Source organism: Paractinoplanes durhamensis (genome assembly GCF_016862175.1).
In the GTDB taxonomy this organism is placed as follows: Bacteria; Actinomycetota; Actinomycetes; order Mycobacteriales; family Micromonosporaceae; genus Actinoplanes; species Actinoplanes durhamensis.
Window position 1 is genome coordinate 50,424 of the sequence record NZ_BOML01000066.1, and the last position, 21,374, is coordinate 71,797.

Sequence of the window (21,374 nt, forward strand, 5' to 3'; positions counted from 1 at the left end):
GTCTGTTTGTTAAAGTGCCCGCATGCCCGCCCTGCCCACCAGCGCCAAAGGCACCGCGACCAGCCGCCGGATCCTCGACGCGGCCGCCGCGGAGTTCGCCGAGCGCGGCATCGCCGGCGCCCGGGTCGACCGCATCATCGCCGCCGCCAACACCAACAAGGCCCAGCTCTACGGCTACTTCGGCAGCAAGGACGGCCTGTTCGACGCGGTCATCGCCGACCGCACCGACCGCCTGATGAGCAACGTCCCGTTCGACCCGGCCGACCTGCCCGGCTGGGCGGTCCGGATGTACGACGAGAACCTGCGCAACCCCGAGCTGGTCCGCCTGGCGGCCTGGCTGCGGCTCGAGCGACGACCGGCGGGCCGGCTCGGCGACAACAGCCGCGACGAGGCGAAGCTCGCGGCCATCACCGGCGCCCAGGCGGCCGGCCACATCCGCGAAGGCGACCCGTTCGACATCTTCGCGCTGGTGCTCGCGATGGCGTTCGCCTGGTCCTCGGCCAGCGGCAGCTACGCCGCCAGCGCCGGCGATCCCCCCGCCGACCACGACCGACGCCGGCAGTTGCTCCACGAAAGCGTGCATCGAGCCACAGCACCGTAGACGCTGTCTACTTGCTCTGGTAGACAGCGTCCATGAGTTCGGGGGACCTCGAGGCGCGCCTCGTCGCCGCGGGAGTGGAGTTGCTGGCCGAGGCCGGCACCGACGCCCTTTCGCTGCGCGAGATCGCCCGGCGCGCGGGCGTCTCGCATGGAGCCCCGCGCCGTTATTTCCCGACCCATCAGGCATTGCTGGCGGCGATCGCGCGGCAGGGCTACCGGAAACTCGGCGACCTCGTCGCGGCGACCATCGGCGATCACACCGCCGGGCCGCGGGCCGCACTTCTCGCGCTCGGCCGGCAATACGTCGAGTTCGCCCGCACCGAACCGGGCATGTTCGCGCTGATGTTCCGGCACGATCTGCTACGCGGTAACAACATCGGACTTCGTGAGGAAAGTACGCCCCTGTTCGGCGTACTCGTGGAAATGCTGAAACGTGCCGGCGGTGCCCAACCCACCGCGCAGGCCGCGGCCCTGTGGGCCGCCCTGCACGGCATCGCTCAGCTCTGGCACTGGGGAACACTGCAGGTGGTGACCGGGTTCGACGATCCGGAACCGCTTCTCGTGGCCGCCGTCGATACCCACCTGGGAAGGGTGACCACCTAGATGCTCGCCGAAACTCTGCGCACTCTCCTGCGACCGGTCAGTCAGGTCGTGTTCCGGCCGGAGGTGCACGGCTCCGACAATGTGCCACGCACCGGGCCGGTCATTGTCGCGGCCAATCACCTGTCGTTCGTGGACAGTTTCATCGTGCCGCTGACCGCGCCGCGGCGGGTGTCGTTCATCGCCAAGCAGGAGTATTTCGACCACGGCGGCGCGAAGCAGTGGGTGACCCGCAACTTCCTGACCGGGATCGATGCCATTCCGGTGTCGCGTGGCGGTTTCCGGGCCGCGCAGGAATCGCTCGAGGTCGCGCTGAAACTGCTCAAGGACGGCGGGGCGTTCGGCATTCATCCGGAGGGGAGCCGGTCCCGCGACGGCCGCCTCTACCGGGGACGGACCGGGGTGGCCTGGCTGGCGATCGCGTCCGGGGCGCCGGTGATCCCGGTGGCGCTGATCGGCACCGAGAAGATCCAGCCGGTCGGCGCGAGTTTCCCCAAGCCGGGCAAGGTCATCGTGCACTTCGGCAAGCCGCTGGTCTTCACTCCCCCGGCCGACGGCAAGCAGGGGCCGGCCCGGCGAAAAGCCACCGACGAGATCATGGCGGCCATCGCCGCGCTCTCCGGCCAGGAGGTCGCGAACGAGTTCAACGAGTTGTCGGCGGGGTAAGCCGCACCGCCCGGAACAGCGCCGGGTTGGACAGGAGGTCAGTCGAGTCGACGGCCTGGTCGATGGTGCCGGGCAGGCGCGGGATCACCCCATGCCGGACGCCGACCCGGTCGAGCAGCGCCCGCAGCTCCGGGTCGGTGATCTCGGCGGCCAGGGCGATCGTGAAGCGGGAAGCATCCAGCACCTGGATGTCCCGCTCGTAGAACTGGCGCGGCGCCGGGTCCAGCGGCGGGCACAGCCCGAGGGAGTTGGTGGCGGCAGCGAGCACGCTTCCGGCCGTACCCAAGCCTGCTTCTCGCTCTTGCCAGGACGCCGCGTTCAGCGCGGCCGCCAGCGGTGGGCCCAGCGAGGCGGCGATCTCCAGGTCCGCGAAAGCACGGCCGAGCCACTTCGCGTACGGCGCCCAGGCGCGCGAGACGAGGAAGGCGAGCCGGATCAGCTCGCGGGCCAGCCGGGCGGCGAGGATGCGGGAACCCAGGTCGTCGCCGGTCGAGCCGGTGCGGGCGACGAATGCCTCCTCCTGCGCGATCTTGAGCCAGCCGGCCGCGAGGGCGTAGCGCCAGACGTCGTCCGGGTACCAGGCGAGCGCCCGGCGGCGACGGCCCAGCTCGTCCGACGGGTCGTGGAAGACGGCACCGCGGGTCAGGCTGGCCAGCACCTGGGTCGGGGTGTGCAGCCAGTCCGTCACGGTCACCCCGTCCCCGGGGTCGAAGCCCAGATGGGCGGCGAAGAACGCGCCGGCGGTGTCCCGATCGGGATAGAACACCTGGACCCGGGGCCCGAAGTCGTGGTCCGTCGACACCTCGTCGTCATACCCCAGCACCTCCGACCCCGGCCCGAGCAGGGCGGCGGCGTGCGGCACCCCGGTCAGCCCGGGGGCCACCTCGGTCCGGTAGTAGTGCCGTGCGATCTCGATCCCAGCTGTCACACCCCAGGGGTATCACACACGCCCGGTGCGACTTCGGTTGCGAAGCCGGGTGAACCGTCAGAGATCCACCGCTCCAGACCGATCAGGCGGTTCGTGATGCGTCGTCTCGCCCTGTACGTGGTCCTGGCCTCGCTGGTCGGGCTGCTCGCGCCGGCCGCCTCGGCCAGCCCGGCCGCGGAAAGAGTGCACCGGCTCAAGGTCATGCCGCTCGGGGACTCGATCACCTACGGGGTCGGCTCCAAGACCGGCGACGGGTACCGCTACGCCCTGTACTGGCGGCTGATCGAGGCCGGCCTGCCGGTCGACTACGTCGGCTCGCTGACCGCCGGGCGGGGACCGGAGGACGCGAACGAGGGTCACCGGGGCTGGACGATCGAACAGCTCAGCGAGCACGTGGACGAGTGGCTGGAGACGTACGAGCCGGACGTGATCCTGCTGCACATCGGCACCAACGACATGGTCCGCGGCGTCCCGGACGCGCCGACCCACCTGGACGAGCTGCTCGACCGGATCGCCGAGGACCGGCCGGCCGCCGAGGTGTTCGTCGCGAAGATCGTCGGGATCGCCGACTACCGCGAGGTGGGCAGCCGGATGCGCCGGACCACCGCCTACAACGCCGCGGTCACCCGGATCGTGGCGAGCAAGGGGTCGCGCTTCCACCTGGTCGACCAGAGCGACGTGCGCGGCATCGACATGTGGAACCGGGAGCACCCGAACGACTACGGCTACCAGAAGATGGCCTGGAACTACTACCGGGCGATGGAGCCGGTGCTGAACCGCAGCCGGTCGGCCTGGCCGATGCCCCGCGACCCCTACCGGTCGCCGGAGGCGGTGCACTGCATCAACCGGACCAGCCTCGACCCGGCCACCAGGGGCTGCCGTACCTGGTACCAACGGACCCCCGGCGTCTGGCAGACCCCGGTGACGGCCACCCGCAAGATCAGGATCGACGGCCGGATCGTAGAACGCACGGAGCAACGCTGGATCACGGCCGCCTAGCTCTGCGTGCGACGTAGAAGTACCAGAGCGCGCCGGCCGCGGCGACCGCGAGGCCCACGCCGATCGATCGCCACGGCAGCGTGAACGCCAGCAGGAGGCAGCCGGCCAGCCCGGCGACGGCACCCGCGCGGCGGGCCGGGCCGGCCGCGAGCGACAGCCAGGCCGCGTTGGCGATCGCGTAGTAGAGCAGCACACCGAACGACGAGAACCCGATCGCGCCGCGCAGGTCGACGGTCGCGACCAGCGCCGCGACCACCAGCCCGACGGCCAGTTCGGCCCGGCGCGGGACGGCCGAACGCGCATCCACCACGGCCAGGGCGCGCGGCAGGAAGCCGTCCCGGGCCATCGCCAGCCCGGTCCGGGACACCCCGAGGATCAGCGCGAGCAGTGCGCCGAGCGCGGCCACCGCCGCACCCACCCGGACCGCCGGTGCCAGCCAGCCGGGCGTGGCTTCGGCCAGCGGCGACACCGAGGCCGCGAGCCGTTCCGGGCCGAGCGCGGCCAGCAGCGCGAACGCGACCAGGGTGTAGACGATCAGGGTCACGGCGAGGGAGATCGTGACGGCCCGCGGGATGGTCCGGGCCGGGTCGCGGACCTCCTCCCCCAGGGTGGCGATCCGGGCGTAGCCGGCGAACGCGAAGAACAGCAGGCCGGCGCCCTGGAGCACGCCGAGCGGGTGCAGGGCGCCGCCGAGGCCGGGCGACGGCGCCCCCGCGAACGCGGTGGTCACCACGGCGGCGAGCACGACCAGGACGACCGCCACGATGAGCCGGGTGGCCTGGACCGAGCGCTGCACGCCGAACAGGTTCAGCGCGGTCAGGGCGAGCACGGCGGCCACCGCGGCCGGGCGCGCGAAACCCGGTGCGGCGTAGGCGGCGAAGGTCAGGGCCATCGCCGCGCAGGAGGCGGTCTTGCCGACCACGAACATCCAGCCGGCCAGGTAGCCCCAGAACGGGCCGAGGCGTTCCCGCCCGTACACATAGGTGCCGCCGCTGGCCGGATAGCGGGCCGCCAGCCGGGCCGACGACATGGCGTTGCCGTAGGCGACCGCCGCGGCGAGCGCGAGCGACAGCGGCAGCCAGCCGCCGGCGGCGCGGGCGGCCGGCCCGAACGAGGCGAACACCCCGGCGCCGAGCATGGCGCCCAGCCCGACCACGACCGCGTCCCGGGTGTCCAGCCGGCGGCGCAACTCGGTCATTCGGCCTCCCCTTGCCTGAATCCTCGCCGACCATAGAGGCATGGGTCGGCTGCTGCGCGTCGAGGGACTCGTGCCGGTCACCGGGGTGGTGGCCTTTCTGCTGCTCTTCGGCATACTCGGCGGGCCCGGCGATCCGGCCCCCGAGGCCCGGTGGATCGGCCTCGGCGTGCTGATCGCGCCGGCCCTGATGGCGTACGCCCATCGCGGCGCGGCGGCCTGGGCCGGAGTGCTCGCCGCGGTGGTCTGGACGTCGCTGGCCGGCTCGGTGGTCACGGCCCTGGTCGGCTGGGTGTACGCCCTGGTCGCCATCGCCCTCACCCGCCGTGACCGCTCCCCGCTGACCGCGCCGGTCCCCCGCCGCCAGCCACCCGCCCCGGCCGGCCTGCCGCACGTCGCCGTCCCGGCCGAGGCCGCCGGCTTCACCCTGCTCACGCTGGCCACGGCCGGCTTCGTGGCGGTCCTCGCGCACTGGGCCGGCGTCGAGGCGCTGACCGCGGTGATCGGCGCGTTCGGGCTGGGCTGCGCGTTCATCGCGCGGGCCGTCGAGCAGCGCTCCCACCTGCGCAGACTGTTCGGAACCCCGCAGCCGATGCACACCGTGCGGGTGGTCGAGCAGCCCGGCTACGTGCACGTGCTGCTGCCCGAGCCGGGCGGCCTGCTGGCCCGGGAGTTCGCGTTCGACGTGGCCGAGGACGCCGCCTGGCCGGCCGACGACGAGGACCCGGCGACGCTGCCGGCCACCCTCTACGGCGAGCCCCGGCCCGGCGCCTGGTGCACGGTCGAGGTGCAGGGCCGGCTGCACGTGCCGGTCGGGCCGGTCGGCGAGGTGATCGAGGTGGCCTACGACGTGGTGCAGGGGCTGCCGCGCGAGCTGGAGGACGACGAGGAGCAGCTGGTCGACCCGGAGGCGCTGCTGCCGGCCGACCGGGTGGACGCGTTCGAGTGCCGGGAGCACCGGATCGCGCCGGCCCGCGCCTGGGCGGCCACGGTCGCGATCGGGCTCGGCGCCGCCTTGGCGGCGGGCGAGCTGGCCCAGCTGGCCGGGCTGCCGGCGGCGGCGCTGGCGGTGGCCGCGGCGGTGGCGGGCGGCGTGGGGTACGAGTTCGGCTGGCGCGCCCAGCTGCGCCCGCGGCTGCGCTGGCATGCGGGCGGGGTGGCCGCGCTCGGTTTCCGCGGCCCGGACCGGCAGCCGTGGGCGAACGACAGCGCGGTGGTGCACGACGACGCCGGCACGGTGCTGCTGACCGCGGGCGAGTCGGTGCTGACCGTCCCGGTGCCCCCGCCGTGGCCGAAACCGGCCAGCCAGCGCAGCGCCGACCAGCTGGTGGCGGCCCTGCGGGTGGCCCGCAACCAGTCGTTCGCGATCAGCCCGCTCCCCCCACCCCCGGACGTCGAGGTGCCGAGCAGACCGATCAAGCTCTACGGCGCTTGGTTGCTCTCTGTTGTGCTCACCGTGCTCATCCTCGGGTGAGTGCGAAGATCTGAAACACAATCCGCGTAGCGTACGTGCGTGGATCTGAACACTGTCGCCGAAGTGATCAGCCCCGCCGGACCGGGTCAGTGGCGGCCCGGGGACGCCTGGCTGGGCGGCGGCACGGCGTTGTTCGCCGAGCCACGGCCACACCTGAGCCGGCTGCTCGACCTCACCGCGGCCGGCTGGCCGGCCCTCACGCTGAGCGACGAATCGCTGGAGATCGCGGCCACCTGCACGATCGCCGAGCTGGCCGCGAGCGGCCACGAGATCGCCACGAAGTGCTGCCAGGCGTTCCTGGCCTCGTTCAAGATCTGGAATGTGGCGACGGTCGGCGGGAACCTGTGCGCGGCGCTGCCGGCCGGGCCGATGATCGCGCTCGGAGCCGCCCTCGACGGCACCTGCCTGCTGCTCGGCCCGGGCACCCGCCGCGAGGTGCCGGTGGCCGACTTCGTGACCGGCGACGGCGTCACCGTGCTGGCCGACGGCGAGTTGCTGCGCTCGATCACGGTGCCGGTGGCGGCGCTGACCGCGCGCTTCGCCCTGCGGCAGGGCTCGCTCCACCCGTACGGCCGCTCGGGTGTGCTTTTGATCGGACGGGTGACCGAGACCGGTGGGCTGGTGCTGACCGTGACGGCGGCGACGAAACGGCCGTATGTTCTGCGCTTCCGCGGCATGCCGGACGCCGAGGTCGTGCAGATCGCGCTGAGCGAGCGGATCCCGCACGAGGCCTACATGTCCGACATCCACGGGCTACCGGCCTGGCGGCGCCACATGACCAGGCTTTATGCGGAGGAGATCCGGCGGGAGTTGGCGGCATGACCGAGCGAAGCGAGTGTCATGATCGCGTTTTTGGTCTTCCGCTTTCTCCTCAAGGTAGGGACGCATGAGGATCAACGGGACCGAGCACGAGCAGGCTCCGCGGCCGGGTCAGTGCCTGCGCACCTACCTGCGCGAACAGGGGTGTTTCGGGGTCAAGAAGGGCTGCGACACCGGCGACTGCGGCGCCTGCACGGTGCACGTCGACGGCAAACCGGTGCATTCCTGCGTCTACCCGGCGTTCCGGGCGGCGAGCAGGGCCGTCACCACGGTCGAGGGCCTGGCCGGCGACGACGGCCTGCACCCGGTCCAGCAGGCGTTCCTCGACGCGCAGGGCTTCCAGTGCGGCTTCTGCACGGCCGGTCTGATCATGACGACCGCGGCCCTCACCGACGATCAGCGCGCCGATCTCCCCCGCTCTTTCAAAGGCAACCTCTGCCGGTGTACGGGCTATCGCGCCATCGCCGACGCGGTGGCCGGCGTGGTCAACGTGTGCGAGCCGGCCCCCGGCGCCGCGGTCGGCGCGAACCTCGGGGCGCCGGCCGGCCCGCAGGTGGTCACCGGCACCGCCCGCTACACGTTCGACCTGGACGTGCCGGGCGTGCTGCACCTGAAGGTGCTGCGCTCGACCGTCGCGCACGCCCGGATCGCGGCGATCACCACCGAGGCCGCGCTGTCGGTGCCCGGCGTCGTCGCCGTGTTCACCCACGCCGACGACCCCGGCAAGCTGTTCTCCACCGCCCAGCACGAGACCGCGTCCGAGGACCCGGCCGACACCCGCGTCCTCGACGAGGTGGTCCGCTACCTCGGCCAGCGCGTCGCGGCCGTGGTGGCCACCTCGGAGGCGGCGGCCGAGGCCGGCTGCCGGGCGATCAACGTCGAGTACGAGACGCTGCCGGCGGTGTTCACCGCGGAGGCGGCGATGGCGCCCGGCGCTCCGCTGCTGCACGGCGTCGACCGCAACGTGATCGGTGAGCTGCACGCCGAGATGGGCGACGTCGAGGCCGGGTTCGCCGCGGCCGACGCGGTCTACGAGCAGACCTTCAGCACCGCCCGGGTGCAGCACGCCAGCCTGGAGACGCACGGCGCGGTCGGCTGGCTCGACGACGACGGCCGCCTCGTCCTCCGCAGCAGCACGCAGACCCCGTTCCTGACCCGGCGGGCGGTGGCCGGCCTGTTCGACCTGCCGGCCGAGAAGGTGCGGGTGATCGCCGGGCGGGTCGGCGGCGGTTTCGGCGGCAAGCAGGAGATGCTGGTCGAGGACCTGGTCGCGCTGGCGGTGCTGCGGCTGGGCCGGCCGGTCAAGTGGGAGTACACCCGGGCCGAGCAGTTCATCGGGGCGACCACCCGGCACCCGTTCCGCGTCACTCTCAAGGTCGGGGCCCGGCGGGACGGCACGCTCACCGCGATGCAGATGCGGGTGGTGTCGAACACCGGGGCGTACGGGAATCACGGGCCCTCGGTGATGTTCCACGGCTGCCACGAGTCGGTGGCCGTCTACCAGTGTGCGAACAAGAAGACCGACGCCTATGCGGTCTACACCAACACCGTGCCGGCCGGCGCGTTCCGCGGCTACGGCCTCGGGCAGGTGTCGTTCGCGGTCGAGTCGGCCCTCGACGAGCTGGCCCGGATGCTCGGCCTCGACCCGATCGCGGTGCGCGAACGCAACATCGTGCGGGCCGGCGACCCGCTGCTCGCCCCGGGCGACCACGTCGAGGACCTGTCGATCGCCAGCTACGGCCTGGACCAGTGCCTGGAGCACGTCCGGGCGGCGGCCCGCACCCCGGTGCCGCCGGTGCCGGACGGGTGGCTGGTCGGCGACGGCATGGCGATGGCGATGATCGCGGCCGGGCCGCCCGGCGGGCACTTCGCCGACGCCACCGCCACCCTGCTGCCGGACGGCCGCTTCGAGCTGGCCTTCGGCACCGCCGAGTTCGGCAACGGCAGCACCACCGTGCACGCCCAGATCGCCGCCGACCAGCTGCACACCACCCCGGACCGGATCGTGCTGAAACAGTCCGACACCGACGTGGTCCGGCACGACACCGGCGCGTTCGCCTCCACCGGGGTGGTGGTGGCCGGCAAGGCCGTGCTGCGGGCGGCCGCCGAGCTGCGCGCGGCCATCCTCGACGCGGCCGGCGGCCGCGAACCGGACGAGGCCGCCCTCAAGGAGATCGCGGCCCGGGCCGCGAAGCCGATCACCGGCCAGGGCAGCTTCGACGGCACGCCCCGGTCGGTCGCGTTCAACACCCAGTGGTTCCGGGTCGCGGTCGACCCGCGGACCGGCGAGACGCGCATCCTCGCCAGCGTGCACAGCGCCGACGCCGGCACCGTGCTGAACCCGCTGCAGCTGCGCGGCCAGATCGAGGGCGGGGTCGCGCAGGCACTCGGCGCGACCCTGGCCGAGCACGTCGACATCGACGACGAGGGCCGGGTGACCACGGCCGGGTTCCGGCAGTACCACCTGCCCACGTTCGCCGACACCCCGCGCACCGAGGTGCTGTTCGCCGACACCGCCGACGCGATCGGCCCGCTCGGCGCCAAGTCGATGAGCGAGAGCCCGTTCAACCCGGTGTCGCCGGCCATGGCCAACGCGCTGCGCGACGCCACCGGGGTGCGCTTCACCGACCTGCCGTTCACCCGCGACCGCATCTGGGCCGCGCTGGAGCGGGCAGGGCGGACCTAAGCCGCCTGTTCCACGGCGGTACGCAGGGCGGGCAGCACGATGGTGAAGGTGGAGCCCGCGCCGACCTCGGAGCGGGCCGTGACGGTGCCGCCGTGCTCGGTGACGATGTTGCGCACGATCGCCAGGCCCAGGCCGGTGCCCTGGACCGCCTGGTCCATCGCGTTGGCGGCCCGGTGGAACGGGGTGAACAGGCCGGGCAGGTCGTCGGCCGGGATGCCCATGCCGGTGTCGGTGACGGTGATGACCGCGTCCGGGCCGTCGGCGTGCAGCCGCAGCTCGAACCGGCCGCCGGACGGGGTGAACTTGATCGCGTTGTCGACCAGCTTGCGCAGCGCCCGGGCCAGCTGGACGCCGTCGCCGCGCACCCACGCCTCGTCGACGGTGAGCACCGCGTCCACCCGCTTGGTGCGGGCCGCCGCGGCCAGCTCGCCGTGCACGCCGGTGAGCATCGCGGCCAGGTCGACCGGCACCGCCTCGACGCCGATCTCCTTGTTGTCCCGGTCCAGCAGCAGCAGGTCACCCACGGTCGCCTGCAGCCGGTGCGCGTTGCGCAGGATCGCGGCGAGGCTGCGCTCCTGCATCGGGGTCAGCTCGCCGGACTCGCCGTCGGCGAGCATCTCGGTGTAGCCGAGGATGCTGGTCAGCGGCGTCCGCAGCTCGTGCGTGACGGTCGAGACGAAGACGTCCTTCTGCTCGTCGAGCACCCGCAGCTCGCTGATCAGCCGGGACTGGCGCAGCGCCAGGCGCTGCTGGCGGACCGAGTGGTCGATGTCGCGGCCCAGCCCGGCCACCACCGCCCGTTCGTCCTCGGTCCAGTCCGGCCGCGCCGGACGGCTGAGCAGGATCAGCCCGGGCGGGCAGTCGTCGTCGCCGCTGATCGCCACCGCGATGCCACCGGGCATGCCGGGCACGTCCCGGGCCTTGCCGGGCTGACCGGCCCGGATCCGCCGGATCACCTCCGTGTCCAGCTCGGGCGCATGCTCCGGCCAGCTCACCGCGAAGGTGGCGCCGCGGCCGACGCTGTAGCGGCCGTAGACGGTGTCGGCACCGAGCGTGGTGGCGATCATCCGGGCCAGCCGGCGGCCGTTCTCGGTCGGGTCCTCCCGCTCGGTGCGCAGCTCGGCCGCGACCCGCTGGCGCAGCTCCACCGTGCCGACCCGGGCCTGCTCGGCGTTGAGCAGCCGCTCGATCTCGGCGGCCAGGTCGTTGAGGGTCCCGATCACCGCGCGCATCTCGGCCGGCCCGGTCGGCTCGGCGCGCGCGCTGCGCTCACCGTCGGCGAGGCGGCGCAGCGTGTGCCGGATGTGCTCGACCGGTTGCAGCAGGTGCCGCTGATGCAGGTAGGCGATGCCGAGGCCGGTGATCAGCACGAGCACGGCGAGGGCGGCGAAGAGCAGCTGCACCCGGTTGGTGGTCTGCTGGTCGGCGACCAGCAGTTGCTCGCGCTCGGCGCCGATCGACGCGGTCACCGCCGCGTTGGCGGTGCGGATGTCGTCGAAGAGCGCCTTGCCCCGCGCGGCCCGGTCGGCGTCCACGTCGGCGACCCCGGCGTTGACGATCGGGACGGCGTACGCGTAAAGCCATTCCTGGATCGCCGCGCTCTCCGCGGCCACCAGGCGCTCGATGCCGGCATCATCAGCCCGCACGGAAAGCCGGTCCAGCTCGACCGCGGCGCCGCTGCGGCCGCTGTTGTAGGGAGAGAGGTAGGCGTTGTCGCCGGTGAGCTGAAAACCGCGCACACCGGTCTCGGCGTCGGTCATGAACTGCAGCACCGACCGGTTGGCGTCGAACATCCAGTCGATCCGGGTGGCCCGCTCGGCGTGCCGGGTCTGCAACCGGTCGCCGACCACCAGCTGGAGGGTGACCAGGGCGAGGAACAGCACGCACAGGACGACGAAACCGGCGGCGACCCGCCGCCGCAGGTTCATCGCCGGCCCGCCGCGACCGCCGCGGTGGCCGGCACGGTGAACGTGACGGTGGTGCCGCCGCCCGGGGTGTCGGCGGCCGCGATCCGGCCGCCGTGCCGGTCGGCGATCCGCTGGCAGGTGGACAGGCCGACGCCGTGCCCGGTGCGAGCGGCCGGGTCGACCTGGGCGAACATCTCGAAGACGCGGGTGCGCTGATCGGGCGGGATGCCGCGGCCGTTGTCGGCGATCCGCACCATCCACTCGCCGTCTCGCCGCTCGGCGCCGATCGTGATCCGGCAGGGCCGCTCCGGGTGGCGGTACTTCAGCGAGTTGCCGATCAGGTTCTGCAGCAGCTGCCGGATCAGGGTGGGGTCGCAGTCGAGCTCGGGCAGGTCACCCTCGACCGTGACGACGGCGCCGTCGATCCGCGGGGCCAGGTCGGACAGGGCCAGCTCGACCAGGTCGCCGAGGCGGGCCGGCTCGAACCGGCAGGGGGCGTGGCCGGCCTGGGCGTACGACAGCAGGGACGTGATCAGCCCGGACATCCGGCCGACCGCGCGCCGGCCGGCGCCGATCCACCGGGCCGACTGCTCGTCGGCGGCGTGCCGCTCGCCGAGCACCTCGAGGTAGCCGTTGACCACGCTGAGCGGGGCGGCCAGGTCGTGGCTGACCACGGCCGCGAACTGCTCCAGCTCGGCGTTGGAGCGGCGCAGCTCGCCGTTGGCGGCGGCCAGGTCGGCGTGGGCGCGTTCCAGCTCGGAGTGCTTGGTGCCGAGCTCGACGGCGAGCTCGCCGTTGACCCGGGCCTGCCGGCGGCGCTCGAACAGGGCCACGATGACCAGGGCCAGGTCCTGCAGGCGGGCCACCTGGCCGGCGGTCAGGTCACCGGGCTCGGTGTCGAAGACGCAGAGCGAGCCCAGGGCGTACCCCTGCGGGGTGATCAGCGGCGCCGAGGCGTAGAAGCGCACGTGGCCGAGCTCGCCGGTGACCCACGGGTTGATCCGGAAGAGCGGGTCGATGCTCGCATCCCGGCGGTACACGAACTCGCCCTGCTCGAAGTGCACGGCGCACATCGAGTCGGACCGCGCCGAGATGCCGCCCTCGAAACCGGTCGAGGTGAGCTGGCACTGCCGGTTCTCGTCGATCAGGTTGAGGGTGCCGTTGGGCACCCCGGCCACCTGCGCGGCCACCCGGACGACCGCCTCCAGCTCGTCCCCCGCGGGCAGGTCGAGCAGGCGGTACTCGTGCAGGGCGGCGATCCGCTCCTGCTCGTGGGTGGTCACCTGGATATTTTCGGCAGGTGACCACCCACTACTGAGTTTTCAGCCGCCGAACGCGATCGCACTGCTCGGCGTGGTGAAATCGTCGTAGTCGTCCCCCGACGCCACCCGCAGGGCCTTCGCCACCCCGACGATCACCTGGGCCTGCACCGCGCTGCCCACGTGGTTCGACGGGTCGGCCGGGTCGGCCGCGATGCCGGCCGCCACCGCGGCCCGGGTGAAGCCGACGAACGTCTCGGTGCTGTTGTCCTCGGTGCTGCCGGTCTTCCCGGCCACCGGCCGGCCGTTGAAGATCGAGTTCACCGAGGTGGCGGTGCCGCCGTCGCACTTGCCGAAGCTGCTCTGCTGGCCCACCGGGCAGCGGGCCGCGTCGGTGGCGGCCCGGGCCACGTCGGCGTCGAGCACCTGCTTGCAGTTGCTCGCCACGGTCACCTTCGCGCCGTCCGAGGCGGTGATCGACGAGACCGGCAGCGGCGAGCAGTAGGTGCCCTCCGACGCCACCGTCGCGTACGCCGAGGCCAGTTCGAGCGGGGTGGTGTCGATGACGCCGAGGGTGAACGAGCCCCAGCTGTCGGCGCTGGTCGCGGCCATCTCCGCGTCGCTCTTGGCGGCGAAGCTGATCCCCAGCTTCTTCGCCTCGGCCACCACCGCGGCCGGCCCGATCTGCTCCTCCAGGTGCACGAAGTACGTGTTCACCGACCGGCCGAATGCGTTCCACATGGTGCGGTAGCCGTCCATCCAGCTGGGGTTGGCGTTGCCCGGGCAGTAGTAGCCGTTGCAGTTGCCGGAGCCGCTGTCCGGCCACTCGGTCTGATATTTCGACGGCGAGTCGAAGCCCGAGTTCAGCGGCTGCCCGGCCTCCAGCGCGGCCAGCATGGTGAACATCTTGAAGGTCGACCCGGACGGATAGCCGGTCACCCCGGTCCCGCCGCTGACCAGCGGATTCACCGTGTTCTGGGTGCCCTTCGCGGTCGAGTACCTCCGGTTGACGGCCAGCGCGAGGACCTTGCCGGTGCCCGGCTGCACGACCGCGATCGGCAGGACCTTCTTGCTGTTCAGGCCGTAGACGGCGCGGGACTGCTCGGAGGCGGTCTGCTGCACGTCCGGGTCGAGCGTGGTGACGATCGTGTAGCCGCCGCGGCGCAGCGCGGCGTCCCGCTCGGTGGTGGTCGAGCCGAACTGGGCCTGGGTGTCCCACCAGCGCTGCACGTAGTCGCAGAAGAAGCCCCAGCCGTTGGTCTTGCCGGCCGCGTCCACGCAGCCGTTGGGCTGGGTCTTGCCGGAGTACTTCAGCTTCTCGGCGGTGGCCGCCCGGTGCTGCGCGGCGGTGATCATCCCGGCCTTCTCCATGGCGCTCAGCACGTACTCCTGGCGGACCTTGGCCTTGGTCTGGTCGCCGCTGCTGACCGGGTTGTAGGCGTCCGGCGACTGGGTGATGCCGGCGATCAGCGAGGCCTGGGCCAGGTCGAGCTTGGCCGGGGTGGTGCCGAAGATGCGCCGGGCGGCCGCCTCGATGCCGTACGCGCCGTCGCCGAAATACACGATGTTCAGGTAGTTCTGCAGGATCTGCTGCTTGGAGAGCTTCTGCTCCAGCGCGACCGCGTACTTGATCTCCTTGAGCTTGCGCGCCGGGGTGTCCTCGGTCGCCGCGGCCCGCTCCGCCGCCGTCAGGCTCGGGTCCTCCTTGAGCACGTTCCGCACGTACTGCATGGTCAGCGTGGAGGCGCCCTGCTCGGCGGTGCCCTTGCGGGCGTCGTTGACCAGCGCCCGGGCGACGCCCTTCACGTCGACGCCGCCGTGCTGGAAGAACCGCACGTCCTCGGCGGCCACGATGGCGTTCTGCATGACCGTGGAGATCTGGCCCAGGGCCACGTCGTGCCGGTCCTCGTCGTAGAACGTCGTGATCAGGGTTTTGCCGTCGTTGGCGTAGACCCGGGTGACCTGGGCGCTCGCCGGGCTCAGCAGCTGCTCGGGCAGTTCGTCCTTCTGTTTGTCGGCCCAGTGGGTCCCGGCGAGGACGAGCGTGCCGGTCGGGATGGCCGCCACCCCCACGAGGACGCCGATCAGCGCGAGCACTCCGCTGAACCGCGCCAGGGCGCCTCGGCGACGGCGTCCGGGTGTTCGGTTGGAGGGGTTGGTCATCCGCAAGTTCCTTTCTGACGTACGCCTTTCAGTCGGTAGCACCGGATTCTGAGATCTACCTGGGTTTCGTTACCGATCCGTAACCTCCAGGCACCCCTATACACGTGGTGACCATCACACCGGACACCAAGCATCGATCTGTCCGGATTGGGGATGGAATTCCGACCCCCACGATGATCAACGTCACTCAGCGTGATCAGAATCCAGTGACTTGGGTTACTGACTGGTAGGTCTGCCACTTGTAGTCCGTGAGCTGGGGCGGCAACATTTCCCGCACGTAAACGACGGCATCGACGGACCTCACTGATGGCGGAAGATCGACTGGGTCGCCCGTCGATGCGAGCCCATGCAGGTGGGGACCCGTGCGAGCAGTCTGAATCCATAGGAGGATCCGTGAAGGATGCGCTGAGCGGGCAGGGAGAAGGGCGCACCAACTGGCGCCGCTTCGCCATCGCCGCTGTCATCCCGGGTGCGGTCGCCGGAGCACTGATCGCGGGCGTCGCGTCGGGTGCGCTGGCCGCCAGCTTCTCGGTGTCGGGCACGCAGTTCAAGCTTTCCGCCTCGAAGCTTGAAGGCACCGGCTTCACCCAGTACAGCGGTGCCCTCGGCAAGGCCGACGGCAGCGTGGTTCCGGCAGCGATGTCCGGCATCAAGTCCGCGAAGATCACCAACCTCTGCCAGACCGTGGCGGCGGGGCCGATCGTTCTTCGCATCGAAGCAGGCAAGGCCGACGGCAAGCCTGTCGAGGCCTCCGACCTGCTGATCGGCATGTCCGAGCTCGGTGGTGACGCCACGTTCACCAACATCGACATCGGCCAGGACGCGTCCACGCTCACCAAGGACGGCCGTCCGGCCGCCGAGCACGGCGCGGTTGGCGGCTTCGGCCAGCAGGCCGACGGCGTGACGATCGACAACCTCAAGCAGGTTGCGTACTCGACCTCGGCGTCGACCTTCAAGCTCACCGGTATGAGCCTGAAGCTCTACGTGGGCAACGGTCAGGAATGCTTCAGCTGATCTGACGTGTGGGGCTCGCGGGATGACCCGCGAGCCCCGTTCATGTACGGCCTTTTTCGCACCCCCACATAGCTTTTCGCACCACATATAGCTGGAGGACCTGTGGCGACCGACAACATCTGGGGCAAGTTCCGCCGATGGCGGCGGCACCGCCCGTTCTGGGGCGGTCTGTTCCTCATCCTGTCGGCGGTCGAGCTCTACCTCAGCGCCAACCTGTCCCTCGGGGGCCTCGAGGTGCACCTCGGCCCGCAGGGCTTCCTCTCCTACCTGCTGCCGCTGATCCTGCTGATCGCCGGCATCCTGATCTGGGTCACCCCGCAGCAGCGCCTCTTCTACGCGATCGTCGGGCTGCTCGCCGCGCTCTACTCGTTCATCGGCCTCAACCTCGGCGGCTTCTTCATCGGCATGCTGCTCGGCATCCTCGGCGGCGCGCTGGTGATCGCCTGGGGTCCGCCGAAGTCCCGGCCCGGTGACGGCCTGCAGGGCGCCCCGCCCACCGGTGAGCCCACCGACAAGGACGAGGACGAGCCGCGCGACCACGGCGACGACATCTTCGGCCCGCCGAACGAGGACATCGACCAGACTCAGCGGATCGAGATCGCCGGGCACGACGATCGGCCGCACGAGCACCCGGTCCGGCCGGCCATCCAGTCGTTCGCCGCGGTCCCGGCCGAGGGGCCGCGGGCCGGTCTGAGCCGGCTGAGCGGCAGCCTGACCGGCAACCGCAAGAAGGCGATCGCGCTCAGCTTCGTCCCGGTCGCGGTCATCGCCACCCTGGTCGCCGGCAGCAACCTGACCGCCAGCGCCGCGGAGTGCCCGGAGGGCCTGCCCTCCCGCTCCACCGCCGCCACCACGACCGCCGCCGCAGCCGTGTCGAAGGCCGCCGCCAAGAAGACCACCGCCCCGGCAGCGGCGAAGAAGACCACCACCCCCGCGAAGAAGGCGACCGCCACCGCGACGGCCACCGCCACCGCGACCAGCACGGGCACCGACGAGTCGGCCGCCGACGACAGCAGCGGCAACGTGATCGTCGACGGCATCGGGGACTTCATCGACGGCGTCAGCAACCTGCTCGGCCTCAACGACGAAGAGACGTCGTCCCCGAGCGAGTCGCCGTCACCGTCGGAGTCGGCCACCACCGAGACCAAGGAACCGGAACCGACGGCCACCACCACCACGCCGGCCGACGACGAGACCACCGCGACGGCCGACCCGACCACCACCGCCACCGACGCCACGCCCACGAAGACCACCGGCTCGGCGACGGTCGAGCCGACCGCCACCGGCAGCGAGATCCCCTGCCTCGGCGCCCGGGTCTACGGCAAGGTGGCCAGCGCCGACGACATCCCGAACGTGGCGAAGGAGCCCGGCCTCATGGAGGTCGACTCGCTGACCATGTACAACTCGACCTACGACGGCGTGGTCGACATGCCGAAGGTCGGCGGCGGCACCTACAAGGCGCTGAAGTTCAGCATGGACAAGGCGACCAACAAGCCGTTCACGCTGAGCATCGACGAGCCCAACGGCAGCAAGACGGTCATCACCAGCGCGTCGCTGACCACCACCGACAACGTGAAGTTCTACACCCCGGAATTCAAGGGCAACCTGTTCGGCCTGATCCCGGTGGTCTTCACCCCCGACAACCCGCCGCCGCTGACGCTGCCGATCCTCTGGTTCACCGAGGCCAAGATCAAGCTTGCGTACGTGCGTTGCGACACGCTCACCGGCGACCCCCTGAAGGTCGCGGGCTGATCAGCCCCGGCGCTCCCGCCAGCCCGCGACGACGTCGTCGGCGTCGAGCGGCGGGAGCACCACGGGTGGGCCGGCCGGGCGGCGGATCTTGATGACTTTCCGTTCGTTTCACCCTCGCACTTTCCAAGATCGGCGGGCGGTGACGGTGCTGGCGCCGACCCGCCGTCCACAGCGGCTCGAACCGCCACAAATCGTCGCCTGCAATGGCCCCGGAGGCGCTGAAGCGGCGATCTTGATGACTTGCCGCCCGATTCAGCCACAAACTTTCCAAGATCGGCGAGCAGGCCGGGAACGCCGAACGGCGACGACGACGATCGGGTGCTACGGCAGGTGAAGGTGCGGGCTCCGGCCTCGGCTCGGTCAGCGGGGGTCGCGCGCGGCGAGGGCGTTCGCCTCGGCGTAGGTGATGGCGGGTGCGGCGGCCGGCGTTCCTGCCGCTATTGCCCTGGCGGTGGTCACGGCCGCGGCCAGGGCCGCGCGGAACAGCATTGATCCGGTGCTGATCCGGGCCACGCCCAGGCCGGCCAGATGCGGGACGGTCATGCCGGGCAGAAGCAGGACATTCAGCGGGGCGGCCAGCTCGGTGGTGAGGGTGCGGATCTCGGCGTCGGCGGCAACCGCGGGGACGAAGATGCCGTCGGCGCCGGCCTCCACGTAGGTGCGGGCCCGGGTGAGGGTCTCGGCCAGGTCTGGTGGCGTGGCGCCGGGGAGCCAATGGGTGTCGGTTCGCGCGTTGACGAACAGGGCCGGGGTCCGGGCCTTGATGGCGGCGATCAGTTCGGCCTGGGCGGCCGGCGCGGTCAGGGTGCCGTCGGGGCGGCCGTCCTCGATGTTGATGCCGGCCGCGCCCGCCTCGAACAGGGCCTCGGCCAGGTCGGCCACCTCGTCGGGGCCGCCGCCGAAGCCGGCTTCGATGTCGACCGTCAACGGGATCGGGAGGCGGCCCTTCAAAGCTCTGACCAGGGTCTGGGTTTCCGCGCTTCCCTCGGCCCGGCCGTCGGGCAGGCCCGCCGCGGCGGCCACGCCCAGGCTGGTGGTGCCGATCGCGGCGAAGCCGGCCTCGGCCAGGGCCAGGGCGGACGCCACGTCCCAGGCGTTCGGGAGCAGCAGCGGGGTGCCGGGACGGTGCAGGGCGCGGAAGTCGGTCATGGGGCGAACGGTAGGACCGGGACGCTTCGGTGGCGGGCGAAGCGGCGGGAAAATGTCGTACGCCCGGCGTAGGTTGAGCGAAGTTTCCGCCGCCCCGGGAGGATCAGACGCAATGTGCCGCAACATCCATCAGCTGCACAACTTCGAGCCGCCGGCCACGGCCGACGAGATTCAGGCCGCCGCTCTGCAATATGTGCGGAAGGTCGCGGGTGCCACCCGCCCGTCGCAGGTCAACCAGGCCGCCTTCGACCGCGCGGTGGCCGCGGTCACGGCCGCCACCGCCGAGCTGCTCGCGGAGCTGACCACCAACGCCCCGCCGAAGAACCGCGAGGTGGAGGCGGCCAAGGCCCGGGCCCGAGCCGAGCAGCGCTACGCGTCCTGACCCGGGCCCCCGGACGGCTACCGGCCCTGCTTGCGCAGCCAGGCCAGGCTCGTCTCGGCGACCTCGGCCCAGCCGCTGTCGATCGTCAGGGAGTGGCCGCGGTCGGGGAACTCGATCAGGTCGGTCACCGCGCTGGAGTGGCGGTACTGCTTCTGGGTGGCCTTCGTGATGACCTCGGGGACGGTGTGGTCCTTGCCGCCGGCGATCAGCAGCAGCGGGCCGCGGTCCTCGTTGTCGGTGTTCACCTTGGCCGGGGAGTGCAGGGCGAAGTTGGCCGCGGCCGCCTCGAACAGGGGCTTGCCCGGCGACGGGATCGTCCACTGCTCGAAGAGGGCGTCGGACTCCTCCTCGCTGACCGCGTTGCCGAAGCTGTAGCGGAACTCCTTCGCGGTCAGCGCGACCGACCGGTGGATGTTGGCCGGGTTCTTGAAGACCGGCAGGGTGGCGTGCAGGGCCGACAGCGGCAGCGGGAGCACGCCCTTGATCTGGGCGGCGTCGATGGCGACCGCGGCGGCCGCGTGGCCCAGGCCGAGGATCTTCTCGGCGATCATGCCGCCGAACGAGTGGCCGATCAGGATCGGGGCCTCGTCCAGGGTCTCGATGATGCCGAGGTAATGCTGGGTCACGTCCTCGATGCCGTGGTTGGCGCTCGAGTCGGGGGTCGCCCGGGCCTCGGCGACCGTGGCGGGGGTGCCGGGCCACTCGGGCGCGATGGTCTGGTAACCGGCCGCCTCGAAGTAGTCGCGCCAGGCGGTCCAGGAGGTGGAGTGCAGCCAGAGTCCGTGGATGAAGACGACGGTCGACATGTGGTGCCCCGATTCCGTGTGAAGTGAACACCCGAATCGTCGCGCCGGTGGTCGCCGGGGCGCTTCGGTCGAATGACTGCGCCGCACCCCACGCGATGGTGGCGCAACGGCCCGGTGTTGCACCCGGGCCGCTGCCGTCAACCAGTGGACTCAGCCACGTCGTACTTATCAAAAAGCGTCAGACGGAAACCCTGGTCTCCGCAACCGGGGTTGGTTCCTCGGCCGGCTTGCGGCCGGTGCGCTGCAGGGCCAGCAGGGCGAGGATCAGCGCGAGCAGGCCTGCCACCAGGCCGGCGATGCCGACGGCATCCGGACCGTCATCCGCCGCGGGGGTGCCGGAGTCGGGGGTGAGGGCCGCCGGAGCCGCGGCTGTCGCCGCCGCCAGCTTGAGGACGGGGGCCGGGTGCTCGGGCTCGGAGCCGTCGGTGGTGGGCTCGTCGATCCAGCGGACGATGGTGCCGTCGGAGTACGTCTGGAGCGCCTTGATGATCAGCTGACCGGATTCGGGCAGCGGGCCGAGCGAGACGTCGAATTCCTGGAACTGGCCGGGCTTGACCTCCGAGCCGGCCTGCGCGGTCCAGGTGATCTTGGTGACCGCCTCGGTGATCTCGGTGTCGTGCGCCTTGATCGGGGTGGCCAGTTTCGAGCGCACGGCCTCCGCGGTCCAGCCGGGCAGCGGCTTGAGCGAGACGGACGCGATCGGCTGGTCGACCGGCAGGTTGATCTCGACCTTGGTGGTGTTCGCGGTGTCCGTCTCGTTGGGGACACGGAAGGTGACCTTGGTGTAACCACCGGGAGTGGCGGTGTTCGGGTTCACGGTGACGTGCGCCGAGGCCGGGGCGGCCAGCGCGAGAGTCAGGCCGCCGACTACGGCAGCCACCAGGGCCGAGCGCTTGAGCAGGGACATCGGTGTCGTTGCCTTCCGGGTGGGTCGTCGCCCGGTGCCGGGCACGTCCCGTTGGTCGGCGGTACGCC

The 21,374-nt window shown here is 71.7% G+C and carries 18 protein-coding genes; 10 read left to right on the forward strand and 8 right to left on the reverse strand.

The genetic code is table 11. The features are described from left to right. The first annotated feature begins 22 nt into the window (after positions 1–22). From Adu01nite_RS48665 to Adu01nite_RS39915, 3 genes are read left to right on the forward strand one after another with little or no spacing between them, the layout of a single operon-like run. Complete coding sequence (locus Adu01nite_RS48665; RefSeq protein WP_203734538.1) at positions 23–601, forward strand: TetR/AcrR family transcriptional regulator; 579 nt, start codon at positions 23–25, stop codon at positions 599–601. A gap of 32 nt (positions 602–633) precedes the next feature. Continuing rightward, positions 634–1,203 carry a TetR/AcrR family transcriptional regulator gene (locus tag Adu01nite_RS39910; RefSeq protein WP_203734539.1) on the forward strand — a complete coding sequence of 190 codons (570 nt, stop codon included), beginning with the start codon at positions 634–636 and terminating at the stop codon, positions 1,201–1,203. Beyond that, positions 1,204–1,866, forward strand: a complete 663-nt coding sequence (locus Adu01nite_RS39915; RefSeq protein WP_203734540.1) for a lysophospholipid acyltransferase family protein — start codon at positions 1,204–1,206, stop codon at positions 1,864–1,866. It abuts the gene before it with no gap. Here the strand turns inward: Adu01nite_RS39915 and Adu01nite_RS39920 are convergent. Further along, positions 1,844–2,794 (reverse strand): DUF4037 domain-containing protein, encoded by a 951-nt coding sequence (locus tag Adu01nite_RS39920; protein WP_203734541.1) that lies wholly within the window; start codon positions 2,792–2,794, stop codon positions 1,844–1,846. The genes Adu01nite_RS39915 and Adu01nite_RS39920 overlap by 23 nt on opposite strands. A gap of 96 nt (positions 2,795–2,890) precedes the next feature. On the opposite strand from Adu01nite_RS39920, the gene Adu01nite_RS39925 reads away from it, so the two are divergent. After that, positions 2,891–3,793, forward strand: coding sequence for an SGNH/GDSL hydrolase family protein (locus Adu01nite_RS39925; RefSeq protein WP_203734542.1), 903 nt, complete (start codon positions 2,891–2,893; stop codon positions 3,791–3,793). Here the strand turns inward: Adu01nite_RS39925 and Adu01nite_RS39930 are convergent. Beyond that, positions 3,780–4,991, reverse strand: coding sequence for an APC family permease (locus tag Adu01nite_RS39930; protein ID WP_203734543.1), 1,212 nt, complete (start codon positions 4,989–4,991; stop codon positions 3,780–3,782). The genes Adu01nite_RS39925 and Adu01nite_RS39930 overlap by 14 nt on opposite strands. A 40-nt stretch (positions 4,992–5,031) precedes the next feature. Here Adu01nite_RS39930 and Adu01nite_RS39935 point away from each other — a divergent pair, with 40 nt between their 5' ends. The 3 genes from Adu01nite_RS39935 (at position 5,032) to Adu01nite_RS39945 (ending at position 9,967) form a co-directional block, all read left to right on the forward strand. Further along, complete coding sequence (locus Adu01nite_RS39935) at positions 5,032–6,462, forward strand: hypothetical protein (RefSeq protein ID WP_203734544.1); 1,431 nt, start codon at positions 5,032–5,034, stop codon at positions 6,460–6,462. Positions 6,463–6,501: 39 nt separating this feature from the next. Continuing rightward, on the forward strand, positions 6,502–7,284 hold the full coding sequence (locus Adu01nite_RS39940; protein ID WP_203734545.1) for an FAD binding domain-containing protein: 783 nt from the start codon (positions 6,502–6,504) through the stop codon (positions 7,282–7,284). 64 nt (positions 7,285–7,348) lie between these two features. Beyond that, a complete protein-coding gene (locus Adu01nite_RS39945; protein ID WP_203734546.1) occupies positions 7,349–9,967 on the forward strand; it encodes a molybdopterin-dependent oxidoreductase in 2,619 nt (872 codons plus the stop codon). Here Adu01nite_RS39945 and Adu01nite_RS39950 read toward each other — a convergent pair. Genes Adu01nite_RS39950 through Adu01nite_RS39960 form a run of 3 tightly spaced genes read right to left on the reverse strand, consistent with a single transcriptional unit; the run spans position 9,964 to position 15,296 of the window. Then, a complete protein-coding gene (locus Adu01nite_RS39950) occupies positions 9,964–11,895 on the reverse strand; it encodes an ATP-binding protein (RefSeq protein ID WP_203734547.1) in 1,932 nt (643 codons plus the stop codon). The two genes, Adu01nite_RS39945 and Adu01nite_RS39950, sit on opposite strands and share 4 nt — an antisense overlap. After that, on the reverse strand, positions 11,892–13,157 hold the full coding sequence (locus Adu01nite_RS39955; RefSeq protein WP_203734548.1) for a sensor histidine kinase: 1,266 nt from the start codon (positions 13,155–13,157) through the stop codon (positions 11,892–11,894). Before Adu01nite_RS39955 ends, Adu01nite_RS39950 begins: the two co-directional genes overlap by 4 nt. 39 nt (positions 13,158–13,196) lie before the next feature. Continuing rightward, positions 13,197–15,296 carry a transglycosylase domain-containing protein gene (locus Adu01nite_RS39960; RefSeq protein ID WP_203734549.1) on the reverse strand — a complete coding sequence of 700 codons (2,100 nt, stop codon included), beginning with the start codon at positions 15,294–15,296 and terminating at the stop codon, positions 13,197–13,199. A 306-nt stretch (positions 15,297–15,602) separates the two neighbouring features. On the opposite strand from Adu01nite_RS39960, the gene Adu01nite_RS39965 reads away from it, so the two are divergent. Together Adu01nite_RS39965 and Adu01nite_RS39970 are read left to right on the forward strand one after the other, a co-directional pair. Further along, complete coding sequence (locus Adu01nite_RS39965) at positions 15,603–16,310, forward strand: DUF6230 family protein (RefSeq protein ID WP_438871114.1); 708 nt, start codon at positions 15,603–15,605, stop codon at positions 16,308–16,310. Between the two features lie 102 nt (positions 16,311–16,412). Then, positions 16,413–18,062 carry a DUF6114 domain-containing protein gene (locus Adu01nite_RS39970; RefSeq protein WP_203734550.1) on the forward strand — a complete coding sequence of 550 codons (1,650 nt, stop codon included), beginning with the start codon at positions 16,413–16,415 and terminating at the stop codon, positions 18,060–18,062. A gap of 360 nt (positions 18,063–18,422) precedes the next feature. Here the strand turns inward: Adu01nite_RS39970 and Adu01nite_RS39975 are convergent, their stop codons facing one another. Beyond that, the gene (locus Adu01nite_RS39975) at positions 18,423–19,211 is read right to left on the reverse strand and encodes an isocitrate lyase/PEP mutase family protein (RefSeq protein WP_203734551.1); all 789 of its coding nucleotides are present in this window, start codon (positions 19,209–19,211) and stop codon (positions 18,423–18,425) included. A 112-nt stretch (positions 19,212–19,323) separates the two neighbouring features. On the opposite strand from Adu01nite_RS39975, the gene Adu01nite_RS39980 reads away from it, so the two are divergent. Then, positions 19,324–19,593, forward strand: coding sequence for a DUF2277 domain-containing protein (locus Adu01nite_RS39980; protein WP_203734552.1), 270 nt, complete (start codon positions 19,324–19,326; stop codon positions 19,591–19,593). 17 nt (positions 19,594–19,610) lie between these two features. Here Adu01nite_RS39980 and Adu01nite_RS39985 read toward each other — a convergent pair whose 3' ends face one another. After that, entirely contained in the window at positions 19,611–20,399 is a 789-nt protein-coding gene (locus Adu01nite_RS39985; RefSeq protein ID WP_203734553.1) for an alpha/beta hydrolase, read from the reverse strand. Positions 20,400–20,577: 178 nt separating this feature from the next. After that, the gene (locus Adu01nite_RS39990; protein WP_203734554.1) at positions 20,578–21,306 is read right to left on the reverse strand and encodes a YcnI family copper-binding membrane protein; all 729 of its coding nucleotides are present in this window, start codon (positions 21,304–21,306) and stop codon (positions 20,578–20,580) included. Positions 21,307–21,374: the final 68 nt, after the last annotated feature.